17 protein-coding genes are annotated in these 17,427 nt (G+C 61.8%); 8 read left to right on the forward strand and 9 right to left on the reverse strand.

The features are described 5' to 3' along the window. Positions 1 to 106: 106 nt before the first annotated feature. Entirely contained in the window at positions 107 to 838 is a 732-nt protein-coding gene (locus tag ACFWAD_RS06110; RefSeq protein WP_378542166.1) for a TetR/AcrR family transcriptional regulator, read from the reverse strand. A gap of 145 nt (positions 839 to 983) precedes the next feature. Here ACFWAD_RS06110 and ACFWAD_RS06115 point away from each other — a divergent pair, with 145 nt between their 5' ends. From ACFWAD_RS06115 to ACFWAD_RS06140, 6 genes are all read left to right on the forward strand, one after another. Further along, on the forward strand, positions 984 to 2,006 hold the full coding sequence (locus ACFWAD_RS06115; RefSeq protein WP_378542168.1) for an ABC transporter substrate-binding protein: 1,023 nt from the start codon (positions 984 to 986) through the stop codon (positions 2,004 to 2,006). Beyond that, positions 2,003 to 3,550 carry a multicopper oxidase family protein gene (locus ACFWAD_RS06120; RefSeq protein ID WP_378542170.1) on the forward strand — a complete coding sequence of 516 codons (1,548 nt, stop codon included), beginning with the start codon at positions 2,003 to 2,005 and terminating at the stop codon, positions 3,548 to 3,550. The genes ACFWAD_RS06115 and ACFWAD_RS06120 overlap by 4 nt, the downstream gene beginning before the upstream one ends. A 10-nt stretch (positions 3,551 to 3,560) precedes the next feature. Next, positions 3,561 to 3,908 (forward strand): plastocyanin/azurin family copper-binding protein, encoded by a 348-nt coding sequence (locus tag ACFWAD_RS06125; RefSeq protein ID WP_378531085.1) that lies wholly within the window; start codon positions 3,561 to 3,563, stop codon positions 3,906 to 3,908. An 89-nt stretch (positions 3,909 to 3,997) separates the two neighbouring features. Continuing rightward, positions 3,998 to 5,719: an ABC transporter ATP-binding protein gene (locus ACFWAD_RS06130; protein WP_378542172.1), complete on the forward strand. Its 1,722-nt coding sequence runs from the start codon at positions 3,998 to 4,000 to the stop codon at positions 5,717 to 5,719. Further along, a complete protein-coding gene (locus ACFWAD_RS06135) occupies positions 5,716 to 7,449 on the forward strand; it encodes an ABC transporter ATP-binding protein (RefSeq protein WP_378542175.1) in 1,734 nt (577 codons plus the stop codon). The genes ACFWAD_RS06130 and ACFWAD_RS06135 overlap by 4 nt, the downstream gene beginning before the upstream one ends. A gap of 25 nt (positions 7,450 to 7,474) precedes the next feature. Further along, on the forward strand, positions 7,475 to 8,164 hold the full coding sequence (locus tag ACFWAD_RS06140) for a vancomycin high temperature exclusion protein (protein ID WP_378542177.1): 690 nt from the start codon (positions 7,475 to 7,477) through the stop codon (positions 8,162 to 8,164). Between the two features lie 95 nt (positions 8,165 to 8,259). Here the strand turns inward: ACFWAD_RS06140 and ACFWAD_RS06145 are convergent, their stop codons facing one another. The 8 genes from ACFWAD_RS06145 to ACFWAD_RS06180 all read right to left on the reverse strand — a co-directional run bounded on the left by ACFWAD_RS06145 (position 8,260) and on the right by ACFWAD_RS06180 (position 14,759). Next, on the reverse strand, positions 8,260 to 9,096 hold the full coding sequence (locus ACFWAD_RS06145; protein WP_378542179.1) for a methylamine utilization protein: 837 nt from the start codon (positions 9,094 to 9,096) through the stop codon (positions 8,260 to 8,262). 73 nt (positions 9,097 to 9,169) lie between these two features. Continuing rightward, positions 9,170 to 9,493 carry a biphenyl 2,3-dioxygenase gene (locus ACFWAD_RS06150; protein WP_378542181.1) on the reverse strand — a complete coding sequence of 108 codons (324 nt, stop codon included), beginning with the start codon at positions 9,491 to 9,493 and terminating at the stop codon, positions 9,170 to 9,172. After that, positions 9,493 to 9,840: a plastocyanin/azurin family copper-binding protein gene (locus tag ACFWAD_RS06155; protein WP_378531099.1), complete on the reverse strand. Its 348-nt coding sequence runs from the start codon at positions 9,838 to 9,840 to the stop codon at positions 9,493 to 9,495. Before ACFWAD_RS06155 ends, ACFWAD_RS06150 begins: the two co-directional genes overlap by 1 nt. A 27-nt stretch (positions 9,841 to 9,867) precedes the next feature. Then, positions 9,868 to 11,457 (reverse strand): multicopper oxidase family protein, encoded by a 1,590-nt coding sequence (locus ACFWAD_RS06160; protein ID WP_378542183.1) that lies wholly within the window; start codon positions 11,455 to 11,457, stop codon positions 9,868 to 9,870. After that, positions 11,454 to 12,773: a hypothetical protein gene (locus tag ACFWAD_RS06165; RefSeq protein ID WP_378542185.1), complete on the reverse strand. Its 1,320-nt coding sequence runs from the start codon at positions 12,771 to 12,773 to the stop codon at positions 11,454 to 11,456. The genes ACFWAD_RS06160 and ACFWAD_RS06165 overlap by 4 nt, the downstream gene beginning before the upstream one ends. Next, positions 12,770 to 13,441 carry a methylamine dehydrogenase light chain gene (locus ACFWAD_RS06170; RefSeq protein WP_029256402.1) on the reverse strand — a complete coding sequence of 224 codons (672 nt, stop codon included), beginning with the start codon at positions 13,439 to 13,441 and terminating at the stop codon, positions 12,770 to 12,772. The genes ACFWAD_RS06165 and ACFWAD_RS06170 overlap by 4 nt, the downstream gene beginning before the upstream one ends. 75 nt (positions 13,442 to 13,516) lie before the next feature. Continuing rightward, positions 13,517 to 14,125 carry a redoxin domain-containing protein gene (locus tag ACFWAD_RS06175; protein ID WP_378542187.1) on the reverse strand — a complete coding sequence of 203 codons (609 nt, stop codon included), beginning with the start codon at positions 14,123 to 14,125 and terminating at the stop codon, positions 13,517 to 13,519. 43 nt (positions 14,126 to 14,168) lie between these two features. Beyond that, complete coding sequence (locus ACFWAD_RS06180) at positions 14,169 to 14,759, reverse strand: MauE/DoxX family redox-associated membrane protein (RefSeq protein WP_378542189.1); 591 nt, start codon at positions 14,757 to 14,759, stop codon at positions 14,169 to 14,171. A 347-nt stretch (positions 14,760 to 15,106) separates the two neighbouring features. On the opposite strand from ACFWAD_RS06180, the gene ACFWAD_RS06185 reads away from it, so the two are divergent. Then, positions 15,107 to 16,645 carry an APC family permease gene (locus ACFWAD_RS06185; protein ID WP_378542191.1) on the forward strand — a complete coding sequence of 513 codons (1,539 nt, stop codon included), beginning with the start codon at positions 15,107 to 15,109 and terminating at the stop codon, positions 16,643 to 16,645. Continuing rightward, positions 16,642 to 17,427, forward strand: a complete 786-nt coding sequence (locus tag ACFWAD_RS06190) for an IclR family transcriptional regulator (RefSeq protein ID WP_378542193.1) — start codon at positions 16,642 to 16,644, stop codon at positions 17,425 to 17,427. The genes ACFWAD_RS06185 and ACFWAD_RS06190 overlap by 4 nt, the downstream gene beginning before the upstream one ends.

Consider the following 17,427-nt stretch of genomic DNA (forward strand, 5'->3'; position numbering starts at 1 on the left):
GGGCTGACTCGTTTGGTTTTGCCGCTCACCTTTTCGTTTCGCCCCCCCGATCACCCCGCCCCCGGGGTGGGGTCGGTCGCGCTTCGGGGCCCCCCCCACCCCTCGGTCATTTCTGTGACTCTTTGATTGCGTCCAGTCGTGCTTCGAGACCGTCGAGGACACGGTCGAGTGTGTAGCGATAGTGTTCTGCCCGTGTCGCTTCCGCAGTATCCGGTGGCCCCGCGAACTTCCCGATCAATGTCTCCATCGATGAACGGGGATCGGCGGGCCCGTCGTTGCTCAGTCGTTCCAGCATCGCGCTGTGATCGGGTGAAGGCTGACCGCTGGGAATGCGCCTGGCGTCGTTCATGGCGATCAGCGTGGTTGTCGAGGTGAAGGCGACGGTGTAGGCCTGGGCGGCTTCCGCTCCGAACCCGGCGTCTGTCAGCGATGCCAATCCGGCCTCCATGAGTACCCGGCTGCGCTCGGTGGCAACTCCGTTCATCAGCAGCCACTGCGCCGCGCCTGGACACTCGATCAACGCTTCTCGCATCTGCAAGAGCAGATGTGTCAGCCATTGACGCCAATCTTCTTCTGCGGATGGCACGTTCACGGCCGACATCGCACTGTCGACCACCGCCGCCGAGAGTGTTTCGCGATCTCCGACGAGCCGATAGACGACGGAGAACGACGTATCGAGTTCGCCGAGCAGCTGCCGCAGCGACCAGCCCTCGACTCCGTGCTCGCGACTGAGCCCGAACGCAACGGACAGCACTGCGTCCGCAGTGATCCCGGTGTTGTAACTCCGGCGGCGCTGTGATTTCGCGGCGGGCTTTTTGTCAGGTGATGGCGCAGTCATGGTCCGACCGAGCTTAGCGGCGTCGGATCGGGTCGCGTAGTCGGCGCAAGCGATTGACGGATGAACTTAGGTGAGGTTTACTTGCCAAATCCGAGCAGTGCTCGGATTTGTGCGAATCCCCGATTTTTCGAAGCTGAAGGACACCATGAAGTTGAAAACGCGACCCGGTTATCTATCAAGGCTGGGTGCTTCGCTGCTGGTCAGTGTCGTTGCCCTGACTGCGGCCGCTTGTAGCTCGAGTGAGGCGGGACCGACGACGGAACCTGTCGAGGGAACGCGTGTTGTGTCCCATGAATTCGGTGAGACGTCGGTTCCGGGCGACCTCGGGCGAATTGTTTCCCTCGACGAATACGCCGCACTCGGTCTCCTTGCCGTCGGTATTACGCCCGACGTGGTCTTCACGTCGTGGGGATCGGAGATCGGCCAGGACATCCTGGCGTCAGCTGGTACCGAGGTGGTCACAGTGCCGCCGCTCGGTGCACCCCCGATCGAGCAGGTCCTCGCCCAGGATCCGGGACTGGTCATCTTCACGTCGATGGGTGATCGGAGCTACTACGACTCCCTCGCATCGACCGTCCCCACAGTGCCGGTCCCGGCCGTCACCACTCCGTGGCGTGAGAATCTTGCCTTCTTCGGGCGTGCTTTCGATCGTCAGGCGGTCGCCGACAAGTTGACTGGCGCTTTGGAGAGCAAGATCGCTGACGTCTCTGCTCACTCCGGTGGTGAAACGAACACAGTATCGGTGTTGATGAGCAGTTCAGGAATTCTCGCCACCACCACCGAACAGGCACCGCCGTCGTTGTTGTTGGCGGAGAGCGGCTTCGGGCGTCCGGAATCCCAGCGAGCCAACGCCGCTGGAGGTCTGCCGTATGCACCCCTGTCCGACGAAGCAATTCCCGCGCAGGACGCTCGGATCGTGGCCGTGTTCGACGAGGGCGTGTACGAGTTCGGCAAGGTTGCCGGTGTTCCCGGATTCTCGAGTCTTTCAGCGGTGCAGGAGAACCGAGTGGCCAAGGTCAACGGAGACATGTGGCTTGCCACTCATCCCTTCGCCACCTTCTGGATGATCGAGGACATGGACGCCATGGCTACGGGCAATCTGGCTGGTGCGGGTACCGAATCTGTTGCCGCGAAGCGCTATCAGGATTTCACGGCGCTGACAGCATGAGTTCGAGTGCGTTGAGTCGGCGTCTGGCTCTGAAATGGGGAGCGTTGACGCTCGGCTCTGCGGCACTGAGTTCGGCGGCATTGAGTGCGTGCAGCCGTGGTTCGGCGAACGAAACCAGTTCCGAGATTTCGCCGTTCGACGACGAGGTTCGTGCTGCCGAGCAATTGCGTTTTCGTAGCGGACATACAGTCGAACGAAACCTGACATCTACGCCGGCTCGGGTGAGCCTGGGCGGCAGAGAGGTCGACACGTGGTCGTACGGCGCAGAAGCGGTGGGCCCGGAGATCCGAATCTCCAAGGGAGACCGGCTCAAAGTCCGGTTGCAGAACGACCTTCCGGCGGAGACCTCGGTTCACTGGCACGGCATTGCGATCCGCAACGACATGGACGGTGTCCCGCCGATCACCCAGGAACGAATCCAACCAGGCGCGGAATTCACCTATGACTTCGTGACCCCGGACCGCGGAACCTACTGGTACCACTCTCATTCAGGGTTGCAGGCTGATCGAGGGCTCTTCGGTGCGCTCGTGGTCGAGGACCCGAATGATCTGACCGGCGCAGACGAGGACGTTGTCATCGTGATCGACGACTGGCTCGACGGGCTGGGAACAACCCCGGATGCAGTTCTTCGTGCATTGTCTCCGGAAGTGCAGGGAGGACACGACGGGCACGGTGGAACCCCGCCGGAAGTCGACGATGCAGAGATCGACTCTGCTGCAGTACTTCTTGCAGGCGGACACGGAAATTCCGAGGCGCTCGGTGGAATGGCAACGCACATCACGTATCCACTGCACCTGATCAACGGACGGCCTGTGGAAGATCCCTTTGTCATCAGTGCGACGGCCGGAACTCGGCTTCGATTGCGGGTGATCAATGCCGGGGCGGAGACTCCGTACCGTTTCTCGGTTGCCGGGCACGAGTTGACCGTTGTCAGCGCTGACGGGCAGGACGTCGCTCACGCAGTCGGAGAGGAGATTCTGATCGCACCCGCGCAGCGATACGACGTGTTGGTGACGGTGCAGTCCGGCTCGTGGCCTATCGCCGCGAAGGTGGAGGGGAAGCCAGGTGGCGTCGCGTGCCTGCTTCGGACGCCGGATTCGGTAGCGAGCGTCGATCTGACTTCTCCTGCAGTGCTGTTTGGGTCCGGCGGCCGACTCGTTCTGGAATCGGAGCTTCGCCCGTCAGGCGCACGGGAACAGAGGGTGCCGGATCGTGAGTATTCGGTGGATCTCATTCAGGCCGGCGATCGATATGTCTGGGGAATGGCGGGCGCCGATGCAGGTCGGTTGATCATGAAGCAGGGCGAGCGGATACGAATCGTCATGAACAACAACACCGATATGTGGCACCCGATGCACACCCACGGCCACACCTTCTCGGTTCCCTCGTACGGTGGGCTTCGCCGAGACACCGTGATCTCGCTTCCGCGTACACAATTGGCGATCGACTTCGACGCCGACAATCCAGGACGGTGGATGTTCCACTGTCACAACGCGTACCACTTCGAGGCCGGGATGACTGCCGACCTCCACTATGTTCGATGAGGAGAGTGCAATGTCAGTTCGCACCGGGTTGACCACATTGTTCGCTGTTGCAGCGGTGTTCACACTGACGTCGTGCGGTGACGATTCGACGGGATCTACCGAGCAAGCGCCGGTCGAGATCTCGGTGAAGAACCTTGCGTACACACCGGACTCCGTCACGGTACGCAAAGGACAGACCGTCACGTGGATTTTCGAGGACCAGGGTATGCCACACGATGTGGTGTTCGCAGAACTGGGGACCAAGAGTGAGCTGCAAGGAAGTGGAACCTACAGTCAGACCTTCGACAAAGTGGGAACCTTCACGTACACGTGCACACCACATCCGAACATGACCGGCACGATCATCGTCGAAGAGTGAGTGGCGCAATGAAAGTGAATGAGGCTGCAGCCTCGAAAGATTCGACTGGTCTCGTCGACCGAGACGCTTTGGGCAGGATGATCGCGCCCGTGAGAAATCGACTCCTCCTGGGGGCTGGTTTGTCGGCGCTGTCGGTGCCGCTGCGTTTCCTGCCCTACGTAGCGGTGGTCGAGATCGCGCGAGTGCTTCTGACCGACGCGTCGTTGAATCTGGTCTGGTGGTGGGCCGCGATCGGCGCAGCGGGCACAATTCTCGGTTTTGTCGTCTACAACGCGGCCCTGACGGTGTGTCACACTGCCGACGCGCATTTCAAGTACTCGATCCGCTCGCGTATCGCTCGGCATCTGTCTCGAGTTCCTCTGGGCTGGTTCGCAAACGGCGGAACCGGCGAAGTGAAGCAAGCGATGACCGACGACGTCAAACGGATGCATCTCCTCGTCGCCCATCTTCCCGCCGACGTGGTGCCTGCCATCCTGTCGCCGCTAGTGGCTCTGGTCTATCTGGTGGCGATCGACTGGAAGTTCAGCCTGGTCCTGGTGGGTTACATCGGAGTGTGTCTCGCTCTTGCCGCGCCGTCGATGCGCAGAGCGTATCGAACGAACGTCGACTCGTGGAATCGCGCCATGTCGACATTGACCTCTGCAACAGTCGAACTGGGTGACGGTATCGAGGTCGTCAAGACCTACGGGAATGGGAGTCGAGCGTTCGCGCGCTACTCGAGCGCAGTCGATTCGATGGTCGCGGTGTGCGTGCGATGGATGTCGGGGATGGGAAGACCGGTGGTCGCGATGTCGATCCTTCTCTCGCCGGCGGTACTCATCGTGGTTATCACGGGGTCGGGGATCGCACTGCTCTCCGGGGGTTGGGTTACCCCGGTAGCTCTGGTGGCTTTTCTCGTCGTCGGAACAGGCGTTCCATCTTCGGTTCTCCACCTGGGAACGATGGCCAACCTCTACCGCGAAGGCCAACTCGGAGCGACCCACGTCGAGAGCATTCTCGGCGAAGAAGAGCTGGTTGAACCCCGGGAGCCGGTCTCGGCTCGCGGTACCTTGGTTGAATTCGACTGCGTCGGATTCGAGTACACCACTGGACAGCGCGTCCTCGAGAACATCTCCTTCGAGATGCAACCGGGCACCGTCACTGCGATAGTCGGACCGTCCGGCTCCGGAAAGACCACGTTGGCGCGTCTACTTCCGCGGTTCTGGGACGTGACGGATGGATCTATTCGCCTCGGTGGAAGCGATTTACGAGATCAGTCCAGTCGTGAAGTCTTGAAATCGATGGCTATCGTCTTCCAGGATGTTGTGCTCTTGCGGGACACCGTGCGCGAGAACATTCGGCTCGGCAGACCAGATGCAACGGATTTGGAAGTGGAGACAGCGGCGAAGCGGGCGCAAATTCATGACGTGATCGTGCGACTGCCAGACGGGTACGATACCGAGATCGGTGGAAGTTCGGGTGGGGAGCTCTCAGGTGGGGAGAAGCAACGCCTGACCATCGCCCGCGCCATCCTTCAGAACCCGCCGATCGTCATCCTGGACGAGGCGACCTCGCAGGCCGATCCCCACAGTGAATCGGCCGTTCAACGCGCATTGGGTGAGATCAGTGCAGACGGCGGCACCATGATGGTGATTGCTCATCGCCTGCACACCATCCGATACGCAGACCAGATACTCGTAATCGACGACGGACAAATCGTGGAAAAGGGTACGCACGAACAGTTGTCGGAGCTCGGGGGAACCTACGCGCGGATGTGGGCGCTCCAGAACCCTCTCAGCGAGGACATATCTCCGCGAGAGGTGCTGCAATGATTCGAGACCTGGACGAGATCCTCGGGCGAGACAATGGGATCCGTGGCCAGATAGCAGGTTTCACGCTCGCGGGGGTACTCGAAGGCATCGTCTTCGCTCTGATGATTCCGATACTGAAAGCAGTTGTTGGCGGCGACTACGACGCTGCAGTTCCGTGGGTTGTCACGGCGGCTTTCGTGGCGGCGGCCTGTGGCGCTGTCCGGTGGATCGCCGAGAATCGTGCGTACCGCATCGGAATCGAGGGTTTTGCCGGTGGAATCATGCACCGACTGGGCGAACACCTGGTGCAGATTCCGCTCGGGTGGTTCAGTAAGGCAAACCGTGGAGCGTTCACTCGCCTGGTCACCGAGGGCACGGCGATCTTGATGAGCATCCCGGGGATGATCATCGCGCAACTCGTCACTGTCACCGTGACTCCCGCGACCGTGGCGATCGCTGTCTTGTTCGTGGACTGGCGACTGTCCCTCGCGATGGTCGTGTTTGTTCCACTGGGAATTCGGGCTTACCGCAATGTGCAGCGGGCGGTTGTGCCCGAATACGAGGCGATCGGCGAGAGCGAATCCGAGTTGGCATCGCGCGTCGTCGAATATGCACAGGCACAGCAAGTTCTACGCTCGGCCGGAAAGAGTGACGAAGGTTGGAATCGGCTGGACGATGCTCTTGTGTCCAATCGGGATGCGCACCTGCAGGAAATCGGTTCGGTCGACAAGTATCTGCTGCGATTCATGATCGTCGTTCAGGTTGCCTTTCTCACCGTGCTGGCGCTGGCGGCACTGCTGGTCACCGCCGGGTCCATCGACACCGCAAGCGTGATAGTTGTTCTCGTGTTGGCCGTGAGGTTCGTGGAGCCGATGCAGATGCTCGCAGGGTTTGGCGAAGGGATCTCACTGGCTCGGGTGTCGCTCGGATCCGTCCGAGAGATGATCGGCGTCCCGGTGCTGGCGGAGCCCGAGGTATCGAAAGAGCCCACGTCGTACGATATTCGGTTCGATTCGGTCTCCTTCGGCTACGGGTCCGTCTCCGTGATCCGCGACCTCAGTCTCGAGTTCCCGGAAAGTTCGGTCACCGCCTTGGTTGGCCCTTCCGGTTCCGGAAAGACCACGCTGGTTCGGCTGATCTCGAGATTCTGGGATGTCGACGAAGGAACGGTATCGATCGGGGGAGCGGATGTTCGCGAGATCGGAACGCGTGCGCTGATGAAGCGGATATCGACTGTCTCGCAGCAGGTTTACCTGTTCGACGGAACCATTCTGGAAAACGTTCGGTTGGCGAGACCGGATGCCACGGAGTCGGAGGTCCGCCAAGCGGTGAGCGATTCCCGACTCGGCGAAGTGATCGATCGTCTGCCGAGCGGTGAAGAGACAAGGGTGGGTGAAGGGGGATCACTGCTGTCCGGTGGTGAACGTCAGCGGGTCTCGATTGCGCGGGCATTTCTCAAAGACACTCCGATCGTTCTCCTCGACGAAGCAACTTCTGCCCTCGACGGAGAGAACGAAGTCGCGATCACCGAGGCGATTCACTGCTTGGCTCGTGGTCGAACCGTCGTGGTGATCGCTCATCGCCTGTCGACTATTCGGGGAGCAGATCACATCGTCTACCTCGAAGACGGTGGGGTCGAGGAGGTTGGTACCCACGAAGACCTGATCGCGCGAGGTGGAAAGTACTCGGATCTGTGGGCCGAGCGCAGTGGCGCGGAGGGATGGAGGATCGACCGAGCACCTAACCGGTGAAGAAACCGTGTGGTTTGATCGACGAATGGACGAAGCCGCTGCAGATCCAGTGAAACCGCCGCGGAAGCGCAGGTGGCCTCGTTGGGTCGCGGGTATCGCCGTGCTCGGAGCGGTTGTCTACGCGGGCTCGATCGTCTGGATTTCCGTCGCGTCGGCCGGCCACACGTCGGACGCAGCGGAAGCTCCCGAGGCTCCGGTGGTAATCGTGCTGGGCGCGCAGATCAAGGACGGCAAGCCGATGGCGTTCCTGAAGGGACGGCTGGACGCAGCCGTCGACCTGGTGGAGGCGGGGAAGGCAAGAGCGGTCCTGGTCTCCGGCGACGCGAACGGCGGCTCGGGTGACGAGATCGCGGCGATGACGAACTACCTGGTGGAGCAGGGAATCGATGAGCGTCGCATCGTGGGGGATCCGTACGGCCTCGATACCTATGACACCTGCTTCCGGGCCATACATACGTATGGGGTAACCAGGGCGTTGATCGCCACCCAGGGGTACCACGTGCCCCGCGCTGTGGCATTGTGCCGAGACGTCGGCATCGACGCAGACGGTGTGAACAGCGATTGCGGGTGCGCAACTCCGACGCTGATCAAGAACGCCGCTCGCGAGTGGGCTCTCGCCAAACCCAAGGCAGCGCTGGACATGCTGTGGGGGCGGGATGCAAAGGTGACGTCGCCGTCGGAGGATTCGGTCCAGACGGCACTCTCGGTGTCCTGACGCGCTGAGAGTGCGCACAGTTTGTGTCGAGCGAACACACGCTCCGGGGAGTTGGAGCGTGTGTTCACTCGACGCACAGGGTGCTAGGTCGACAGTCAGATCAGTGCTGCTGCGGCAAATGCTCCCAGCGCTATCAGCGCAGCGCCGGTGACGCTCTGCACTCGCCGGTCCACGACGCACATGATCGAGAGGAATCCCGGCATCGAGCCACCGCGCTTGGTGTGCACGATTGCCGCGAGGCTGGGCATGCAGCGGCCAAGGGAAACGACCGTGAACAGCGCCGCACCGAGTGCCGGCGAACCCGAGGCGATGACGCCGAGCGTCAGGAGGTAGTACGCACTCGACCGGATGAAGATCAGAAATCCCGGACCGATGATCGCACCGAAGATCAGCGAGACCTTCCACGGCGCCATGCGCCGGCGCAGATGACGCGGAAGCTGTTGGCGCCGCATCGGAGTCGGCATCCTCACCGCACCCAACTCGTGCAGCCCGTACGCAACCGCGACGACGGCCCAGACGCCTAGCGCCCAGCCGACCGGGACGTAGCCGGACACCGCCGCTCCGATCGCGCCGATCAGTGCGCCGGTAACGGCTCCTGTCGTGACGGAACCCAGTGCGTGCCAGCCGAGTCGGCGTACCGGAGTCGAGGATCCCTTTCGGTGAGCTTGCTTCGGAGCGGCAACAACTCCGGCAACGGACATGCCGCAGGTCGACCAGTTGGCGGCCAGCGAAGTGACCAGTCCGGCTCCGACAACGGCAGTGGTCAAAGCTGTTGTCGCAGAGGGCACAGCGACGAGTGCAATACCGGCACCCGCGGCAGCACCCGCCGCGATGAGGCTGGCACGAGTTGCGGTCCCGACCGAGCCTTGAAGGGTCGGCCGGATGTCGGGGACATCGGTCTGGAGCGGGCCGTGTGAGAGAACGGTAGTCATCAGATCCTCCGAAATGTGTGTGGTTCAATGAAAGTAGTGAGCCAATCTCACAGCGAAAAAGGTTGAGCCAGAGTCACAGCACTGTGATGACTCCGATCATGTACGGGTGTACGGAGCACGAGTATTCGTAGACGCCGGCGCTCTCGAACGTGTGCCGGTATGCGCCGTCCCCGGTGATGCCGCTGTCGAACAGGCCGGGCGACTCGACGTGATGCAGGAGTCCACCGTCGTCGAAGCGCCACTCGACGGTGCCACCACGCTCTACTGTGACGTCCATCGGACTGAACTGAACATTGCTGATCTCGACCACCACGTCGGGGACGGGATCTTTTGTGCCGCATGCTGGAACACACGTTGCGGCGACGGCGAGGCCGAAGCCGGCGATCCACCTCCTCACTATTGAACGATCACGGTGCCCACCATCATCGGGTGGGGCGTGCAGTGGTAGGTGAAAGTTCCGGCGTCGTCGAACGTGTAGGAGAAGGTCCCCTCGGTGAGCAAGTCGCTCTTCAGTTTCCCGTCGAGTTCACCGTTGCCGACCACATCGTGGGGGAGTCCGCTGTCGTCGAACTTCCATTCGACGGTCTGTCCCTTCTCGATGGTGACCGATGCCGGTGTGTACGCCATGTTCTTCACCTCGATCACGACGGCAGGTTCGTCCGACGACGCACCTGCATCACTACTGCAGGCGGTGAGGCTCAAGGCAGCGCACGCGGCGAGGAAAGCGGGAACGAGTTTCTTCATGAGGGGTTCTCTCCATTCTTCAACTTGTCAGCGGACGTAACGCAGATTTGCCGTCATGCCGGCTTCGAAGTGGTAGGCGTTGTGGCAGTGGAACATCCACTCGCCGGGATTGTCGGCGTCGAACTCGATGGCAAGCTCGGCACCTGGTAGGACGTTGACGGTGTCGCGGCGAAGTCCGCCGTAGTCCGGTACCGCAAACGTGTGGCCGTGGGTATGCATGGGGTGCCACATCGTGGAGGTGTTCTTCATCGTGATGCGAACCCGTTCGCCCTGTTTCATGACGAGTTTGCCCGCATCGGCACCCGCCATGCCCCAGACGTAACGATCTCCGGCTTGGATCAATTCGATGTGGTAATCGCGGTCGGGTGACCTCGTCTGGAGACGTGCGGATTCCGCTGGTCGTAGCGCACTTTCGGGTACCAGCCTGCCGGCCAGTTCCGAGAGGTTGCCGCCCACATCCGGATTCGCGAGAGCCAAGGCGTCAGTGCTCCGCAGGACGGTCGATGCGTAACCGTCTCGACCCTCGACCTTCGCGACCACCGGCCAAGTTCCCGACTTCACCGTCACCAGTACGTCGTAGCGTTGGGCCATGCCGACGATGATGGTGTCGGCAGGAGTTGGCACCACGTCGTAGCCGTCGGTGGCGACAATCGTCATCTCGTGTCCGGCCACGGCAAACCGGTACGGAGTTTCGGCTGCCGCGTTGATGATTCGTAGGCGAAGGGTCGAACCAGGCGCTGCAGTGATGACAGCAGGATCATTGGGTGGTCGCCCGTTGATCAAGTGCAGTGGATACGCGATGTGTTGAGTCATTCCGCCGAGCGCCTCGGAGGAACCGTGTCCGCCGCTCACCAACTGCTGCGCGACGGACATGTCGGCTTCAGAGTGTTCTGCCGGAGTTGTTGCCCCACCGCCGTGTCCGCCATGCCCGCCCGAAATTGCCGGGTTCAGGGCCATCAGGACGGAATCCGGGGTGGTACCCAATCCGTCGAGCCAGTCGTCGAGGATCAGGACGACATCGGCGTCAGCTCCGCTGGAGTCGTTCGGGTCCTCGACGATCATGGCACCGAAGAGTCCCCGATCGGCTTGTAATCCGCTGTGCGAGTGGTACCAGTACGTTCCCGGATCCGGTGCGATGAAGTTGTAGGAGAAACTCGAGCCGACGCCGATGGGAGCCTGCGTGGTGGGTGCAGCGCCGTCCATGTCGTTGCGGATTCGAATTCCGTGCCAGTGCAGCGTCGTTTCGGCCTCGAGACCGTTCTGGACGGAAGCATTGACACGGTCTCCGGACTTCAGGCGAAGCTCCGGAGCCACCGCAGCGCCTCCGTACGTCCACGTGTTCACCAGACGACCGCCGAGATCGACCGTCGAGAATCCGGCGGTCAGGGCAAACGCAGCGGTGGTTCCGTTCCAGGTCCGGGCCGATTCGGCTGCAGCAACTTCGGCGTCGGTGGGCAGGATGTAGTCGAGATCGGTCGTGGACGTCGGAGTTGCTGCAGTGGAACTGCATCCGGCGATCGTTCCAACAGCACCGAGCCCGAGTGCTCCGGCGCCGAGTGCTCCCAAACTCAGGAAACGGCGCCGGCCCATCACCACACCGGATCCGGGACGACTCATCGGAGTACTTCTGGTGTGATCAACCCACTGACATCGCCGACGTTGCCAGAGACATCGACAGAACTGACCTGCTCACCGGTGGTCGCCTTGTAGCCCACGATCTTCTGCGGTGCAGAACCTTCGACTTCCGGCCCCGTACCCAGCACGTAGAACGTGGCGCCGTCGACGGAGAAGGTCATGCTCTTGATGTCCGTCAGGCCGAGGTCTGCGAGCGTCAGACTTTTCACCGGGGCGTAGTTCGCGGCGTCGGACAAGTCGATCTTGACCAGTGAGCCTCCGCGAGCGGAGTCCGGATGAATGGCCGTATCCGTGTACGCGATTGCGAGCCGGGTTGCGTCGGCGTTGATGACGTTCTCCGAGAATCGACCCGAATCCTGCCCGGCGTTCCCGATCGGCTTGACAACTTCCTGAGGCAGTCCGTTGGAGAAGTCGAAAACGTAGACATCGCCGTTCTCACTGACCAGCAACGCTTTTTGTGCTTCCGATGCCCAGGTGACCTTGCGTGTGGAGACAAAATCTTCGGGTAGGACCTTGCTTCGGGCGGTTTCCTTCGGAACACCGTCGTCACCGATCGTGACGTGCAGCAGTTCTCGGGTGTCCTCACATACGCTGTACAACTCGTGCCCGACCATCCACGTGAACGGGCCACAGCCGATTATCTGGAGCGCACCGGTCGCCTCCTTCTTCTCGAGGTCGACCACCCGGATGCCGTACAACCCGTCATCCCAGGTGACAAAGAACTTGCCGTCGGAGGTCACGGCATTGGAGCCGGGACGGGAATGCACGCGTGCGACGTCCGGAAGCATGACCTCGGCGGGTTCCAGCAGGTTGCCCGAGTAGGTGCTGACCGTGAAATCTGCTGCGCCGCGAGAACCTCTGGGACGCCACACCTCCGCCGCGAGAACCGCAGGGTCTTCGGCAGAATCCCCGACAAATCCGTGAATGACCGGATCCCAGATTCCCGGACCGACGGTAATTCGACTCTCGGCCACACCGGTTTTCGGATCGATCACATTGACACTGAGCTCGAGCTGGCCGAATCCACCCTCGACGCCCAGCAGGCGGTCAGCTGCGATCGGCGTGATCGAACCGACGTGCAGTGGTTCGGGAATGGTATCGCCGATTTCCTGATCGTCGTGCCCGAGTGAGATCCCCTCGCCCGGGGCGGTGAACGGAACTGTCGGATAGGTGACATCGCCTGCGCTGGAGGGTTCGTCGTTGTCGGACGAACTGCATCCGGCCAGCGCGAGCACGACGGTGAGTGGAATGACGGCAACGGCTGGGCGCGCCAGTTTTCGGGTTAGTGAACTGCTCATGATCCGGCACCGACCTTGGGGCGCTCGGCGGGTCGAGTCTGGCAGTCCTCACCGATGATGGGCGCCATCGTGCAGGTGTACGCCTGAGACTCGTCGGAGACACACCAGATGATTTCCTGGTCGTAGCTTCCGGAGACCGGGTTGTACATCACGGCCTGCATGTCCGGTTCGCCGCAGAAGGCGTTGGAACACGAAGGCGCGCCGCAGCAGTCGTAGTAGGCGATCAGATAGGTCTTGCCGGTATCAGGGTTGGTGCAGCATCCGACCCAGAACTCTGCGCCGGGCTTGCTGCCGGGCGCACAGGTGGTGACACCGCCGCCGTTGCATGCGGCACAGGACGTTCCGTCCATGTTGCACCAGCGCCAGTACTCGCACTCGGCTGGATCCTTGCCGTCGTAGACGGGGACAAGAGGCTCTGGCCCTGGCGCCGGCGCAGGAACTTCGGGCTCCTGGGCGAAGGCGCTGCGAGTCACGGGAAGTGTGCTGATCAGTGCCACCCCTGACACACCCATGGTCCACTTGCCGATCCGACTGATCATCGAGCGCCGCGAAACTCGTTCGGAGAGTTTGCGCCCCGTTCGGCTGGTGAGCGAGCCGCCCTGGCCCGCCATCCATTCGGCCTGGGCCTGAACTGTCGCCTCGTCGACGGGATATCGATTCTCCGTCATGTTGTGCTGTGGGAATTCATTGTCGTCCAACGATTTTCTCCTGATTCGTGAAGAGGATCGAACTGTGCAGGAAGATCAGGCCGCGCTGCCGGATTTCGCCTGGGCATGAAGGTGCTGGAGTGAGGGGGTACCGGATTCGAGCGCATTGAGCAGGCTCTCCACTTGAGCCATGTGATTGCACAGGCCCTTTCCTCGGATCTTGCCGTGCTCGTCGAGAATCACTCCGTAGGGAGTTGTACCCACCTGGTACGCGATGCCGACGTCTCGGGCGTCGATGTAGCTGAGCTCGGAACCGATCCCGCTGCCGGCCAGGAACTCACGGTGCTCTTCAGGTGTTCCGTCGGAGATGATCACCACATCGAGATCGGATTCAGCTCGGGCCATTGCCCTTACGCCGGGAAGAAGACTCTTGCACGTCGAGCAGCTCGGTGCGGTGAACAGCAGGAGTTGCGGCTTGTCGCGGTGACCGCCGACTCCGACGGTTCGTCCCTCCTGGTCGATCAGACCGGCAAACGACGGGCCGACTTGTTCGACCTTGGGCCCGGTATCCATCATGCGGGCGCCGAGCGGTCCGAGACGTACTTGTACGCGGCCGATTTCACGAGCGAGGGCAAGAACCATCAAGAAGAGTACGGCTACGGCGATCACCAGGATCACGGTCGCGACGAGTAGGAAAGTGGTCATCGTAGTAGTCCTGCCTTCGAGTTTTCGGGGCTGTGGGTGTGGTTCACGAGCCGTACCGGGATGCGGTTTCGGCAGTGCGGAGTCGGATCGAGGCACTCGACAGGTAGTCGTCGACCGGGCGTCGCCCTAGATGGACGACCGAACGAATTTGTGCGAGAGCAACTCCAGCCAGAACGAGGAGGAATCCGAAGGTTGCCGCCACGATCTGGACGTCGATCTCGGCCTGGTTGGGGGCGACAGACACGGCCACGGATATCACCGCGAGTGTCCCGGCGCGAACGGCGTGGAACCACCCGATATGCGGAATCTTGCCGACTCCGAATGCAAAACAACCGCAGTCCAGATCGCGTCGACCGCGTAGGAGATTGATCGTGAGCCCCGTGAAGAACGATGCGAACATCACGGCAGCGGCCACGGCTGCGAGTCGATGGACAACGCCGAGAACCAACAGGGCACCCACGACGGACTCGGCGACGGGAAGGGCGCGAGCGATCGGAACTTCGAGTCGCGCTGGCAGCACTTTGTAACCGCGTACGGAACTGAGTACCCCGTCGTGGTCGTTCAGCTTGGGAATGCCGGCGAGTAGTAGTACAAATCCGATGATCGCCGCAGTGGTGGCGCTGACGAAGTCCATGCTTCCTCCGTTCTGTTCGGCAGGGCCGGTGGTGTGTGGGACACATCCTGTACGGGCAGTGCTGCGAACCCGCGTCGACCGCGATACGCCTGGACGAGGTGCAACTGAGAGAGCAGTTCTCGTGTGAGAATCGGTGAACCCGCAGGTGGAACCGCTGCCCGGCGCGGCGCAATACCACCGGCAGCCAGTGATCCGGCATAACGCTGCGCGGGAGCAAGGTCGGATTCTCACTTGAAAGTTCTGTGCGCGCCATCGTGGAAACTGCGCCGAAACATAAGCGGACTAACTTGACCGAATTCTGACAATTCGCTCGTAGGTTCGGGCCCGGACGCGACGGACGGTGAGACATGGCCGTGAGTGCGGCACTGCGTGCAGCGATCACGCGAGCGCAGAATACGGATCAACACAGTGAGCCCGTGTTCTCCCCGCTCCGCGGTCTCGGACGGGGACGTCTGACCCCGATCGACCTGTTGGGGCAATCGCTCTCCACGATCGCGCCGGCAACCGGGATGGTGTTCATCGCCCTGTGGATGATCACTTACAGTCCCGGCTACGTCGGGTTGGCTGCGATTGCTGCGACAACTTCGGCGGTGTTTCTCGTTGCCTTCTGCATCACTCAGTTCACGCGGAGACTGGCCGCAGCAGGATCGTTGTACAGCTTCGTCTTCCAGGGCTCCGGTATCCGGGCGACACTGACGGCGGGTGCCGCCTTGGTGCTCGGCTACCTCGGAATCTCGGTATCTGTGTTCTCCCAGGCGGTTCCGAGTCTGCTCGATACCATCGCCCTTATCGGACTCGACGTGCGAGGGACTGCCGCGACGGTCATCACGACGGTGGCGATTGCCCTTGCCGTCGCGTGGATTGCAGTGCGAGGCGTTCGGTTCGCCACCCGAGCGATCCTCGTTGTCGAGGCTTGCTCTCTGATTCTGATAGTCGTGGTCATGCTGGCGACGCACACCAGCGCGACAACCGCTGTTGCCCTGCCGAATCCGTCGCTGAGCGCTGTGCCGTTTCTCGCCATGCTGACCGTACTGAGCATGGCGGGCTTCGAGAGTTCAGCCTTCTTCGGTCCGGAAGCAAAACGACCACTCATCAGCGTCACGCGCACGGTCCTCATTTCGCCGATCATCTGCGGAGTTCTCTTCGTTTTTGCGGCCTGGGCGGCGATGACCGGTCACGGCGCAACGATCGTCGGAGCGTACTTCGAAGGAACGGCATCCGGAGCCAGCGAGGAAGTGGTTCTGGCGGTCAAGATCGGAATGACGTGTTCCTGGTTCGCGTCCACCCTCGGTTGTGCGCAGGCGGGCTCGCGGTTGCTGTACTCGATGGGGATCGAACGGGTACTGCCGTCGCCGCTTGCCCTTGTGCACCGACGATTTCGTACCCCGTACGTCGCGGTACTTGCGTTCGTCGCGGCAAGCGCGGTGGGAGTATTCGTCTACTCCGATACGGTTCGCGACGATTCCGGATCCTTCGACGGCGTAGTCGAGACAGCGTTGGTCTGCGCTTACACCCTGGTGGCCTTTGCTTCGTGGAAGTTCTTGCGCCGGATCGGCGAACACACGTCACTGACCCGGATATGCACCGTATCCGTGAGCGCTGCCGGCGCCGGTCTACTGGTCTACATCGTGCTCGACGGTGCGGTACACGGGATGTGGGCCTTGCCGATCGCAGCTCTTGTTGTCGCTGCGTCGGGGACCGTGTGGAGCGCCTTGCTCCGCAGAGCCAGACCTGAAAGCCTTCTGATGGTGGGCGCCTTCGACAGCGTCGAGACGGCAGACCTGTTGCCCGGTGCCGGCACACTACTGATCGACGGTGACGGGCGAAGACGACTTGTCCCGGATCGCGATACAGCTGAAGGTAACTCGCCGGAGCATGGGTGGTGACCGCGGACCGTGCAACCGCTGGTCCGCGATCAGGCAAAAGGATCGGCGAAGAGACTCACTTCAGCGGGCAACAACCGCGTGCGGTTCAGAAGGCACTCGGGATGCTCGAGGCTGTAGCTCACTTGGGGCCGGGAACGACTGCGAAGGAGATCGCCACGTTTGCAGGCGTCCCTTCGGCTACGGCGTATCGAATGCTCAATCTGCTGGTAGCCGAGGGCTTTCTGGTGCGGGTGCCAGACCTGTCCGGGTTTGCGCTGGGGCGTCGAACTGCCGAGCTCTCACATGCAGCGTCGGCGAGCGGTCCGGCGCCGACCCTGCACGAGCGCGTCGAAGACATGCGGACACACACGAGGTTCGGACTGCACGTAGCCTCGTTTACCGGTGGGCGCTTGCGTTTTGTCGACAAGGATCCCGACCACGAGATCATCGGAATTGCCGCACTGCCGAAGAACCTTCACGCGAATGCGCTGGGGAAAGTGCTGTTGGCGTATGACGAGCGGTTGCTGCCGGGCTTGGAACTGCGCCGGGTCACGGAGTTCACGATCGGTGACTTCGATGTTTTGTCTGAACAGCTGAGGTCTGTTCGCCGGCAAGGATTTGCGTTCGAGAACCAGGAGTGTCGCCTGGGTCGATCCGCACTGGCGGTGCCCGTTCGGGATCACGCGGACCAGGTGGCTGGCGGGTTGTGCGTCCAGGGAGCGAGCGGACGAGTGACTGAAGGCGATCGAGAGTTGGTCGGCTTTCTATTCGATTGTGCGCGCCAGCTCACCGGATTGCTCTGA

The organism is Rhodococcus sp. NPDC059969 (assembly GCF_042738325.1).
Taxonomy (GTDB): Bacteria; Actinomycetota; Actinomycetes; order Mycobacteriales; family Mycobacteriaceae; genus Rhodococcus_F.

Bases quoted from the DNA above. Each gene is read 5' to 3' on its own strand.
- ACFWAD_RS06110 (WP_378542166.1), bottom strand. From the start codon at position 838: ATGACTGCGCCATCACCTGACAAAAAGCCCGCCGCGAAATCACAGCGC.
- ACFWAD_RS06115 (WP_378542168.1), top strand. From the start codon at position 984: ATGAAGTTGAAAACGCGACCCGGTTATCTATCAAGGCTGGGTGCTTCG.
- ACFWAD_RS06120 (WP_378542170.1), top strand. From the start codon at position 2,003: ATGAGTTCGAGTGCGTTGAGTCGGCGTCTGGCTCTGAAATGGGGAGCG.
- ACFWAD_RS06125 (WP_378531085.1), top strand. From the start codon at position 3,561: ATGTCAGTTCGCACCGGGTTGACCACATTGTTCGCTGTTGCAGCGGTG.
- ACFWAD_RS06135 (WP_378542175.1), top strand. From the start codon at position 5,716: ATGATTCGAGACCTGGACGAGATCCTCGGGCGAGACAATGGGATCCGT.
- ACFWAD_RS06140 (WP_378542177.1), top strand. From the start codon at position 7,475: ATGGACGAAGCCGCTGCAGATCCAGTGAAACCGCCGCGGAAGCGCAGG.
- ACFWAD_RS06145 (WP_378542179.1), bottom strand. From the start codon at position 9,096: ATGACTACCGTTCTCTCACACGGCCCGCTCCAGACCGATGTCCCCGAC.
- ACFWAD_RS06155 (WP_378531099.1), bottom strand. From the start codon at position 9,840: ATGAAGAAACTCGTTCCCGCTTTCCTCGCCGCGTGCGCTGCCTTGAGC.
- ACFWAD_RS06160 (WP_378542183.1), bottom strand. From the start codon at position 11,457: ATGAGTCGTCCCGGATCCGGTGTGGTGATGGGCCGGCGCCGTTTCCTG.
- ACFWAD_RS06165 (WP_378542185.1), bottom strand. From the start codon at position 12,773: ATGAGCAGTTCACTAACCCGAAAACTGGCGCGCCCAGCCGTTGCCGTC.
- ACFWAD_RS06170 (WP_029256402.1), bottom strand. From the start codon at position 13,441: ATGACGGAGAATCGATATCCCGTCGACGAGGCGACAGTTCAGGCCCAG.
- ACFWAD_RS06175 (WP_378542187.1), bottom strand. From the start codon at position 14,125: ATGACCACTTTCCTACTCGTCGCGACCGTGATCCTGGTGATCGCCGTA.
- ACFWAD_RS06180 (WP_378542189.1), bottom strand. From the start codon at position 14,759: ATGGACTTCGTCAGCGCCACCACTGCGGCGATCATCGGATTTGTACTA.
- ACFWAD_RS06185 (WP_378542191.1), top strand. From the start codon at position 15,107: ATGGCCGTGAGTGCGGCACTGCGTGCAGCGATCACGCGAGCGCAGAAT.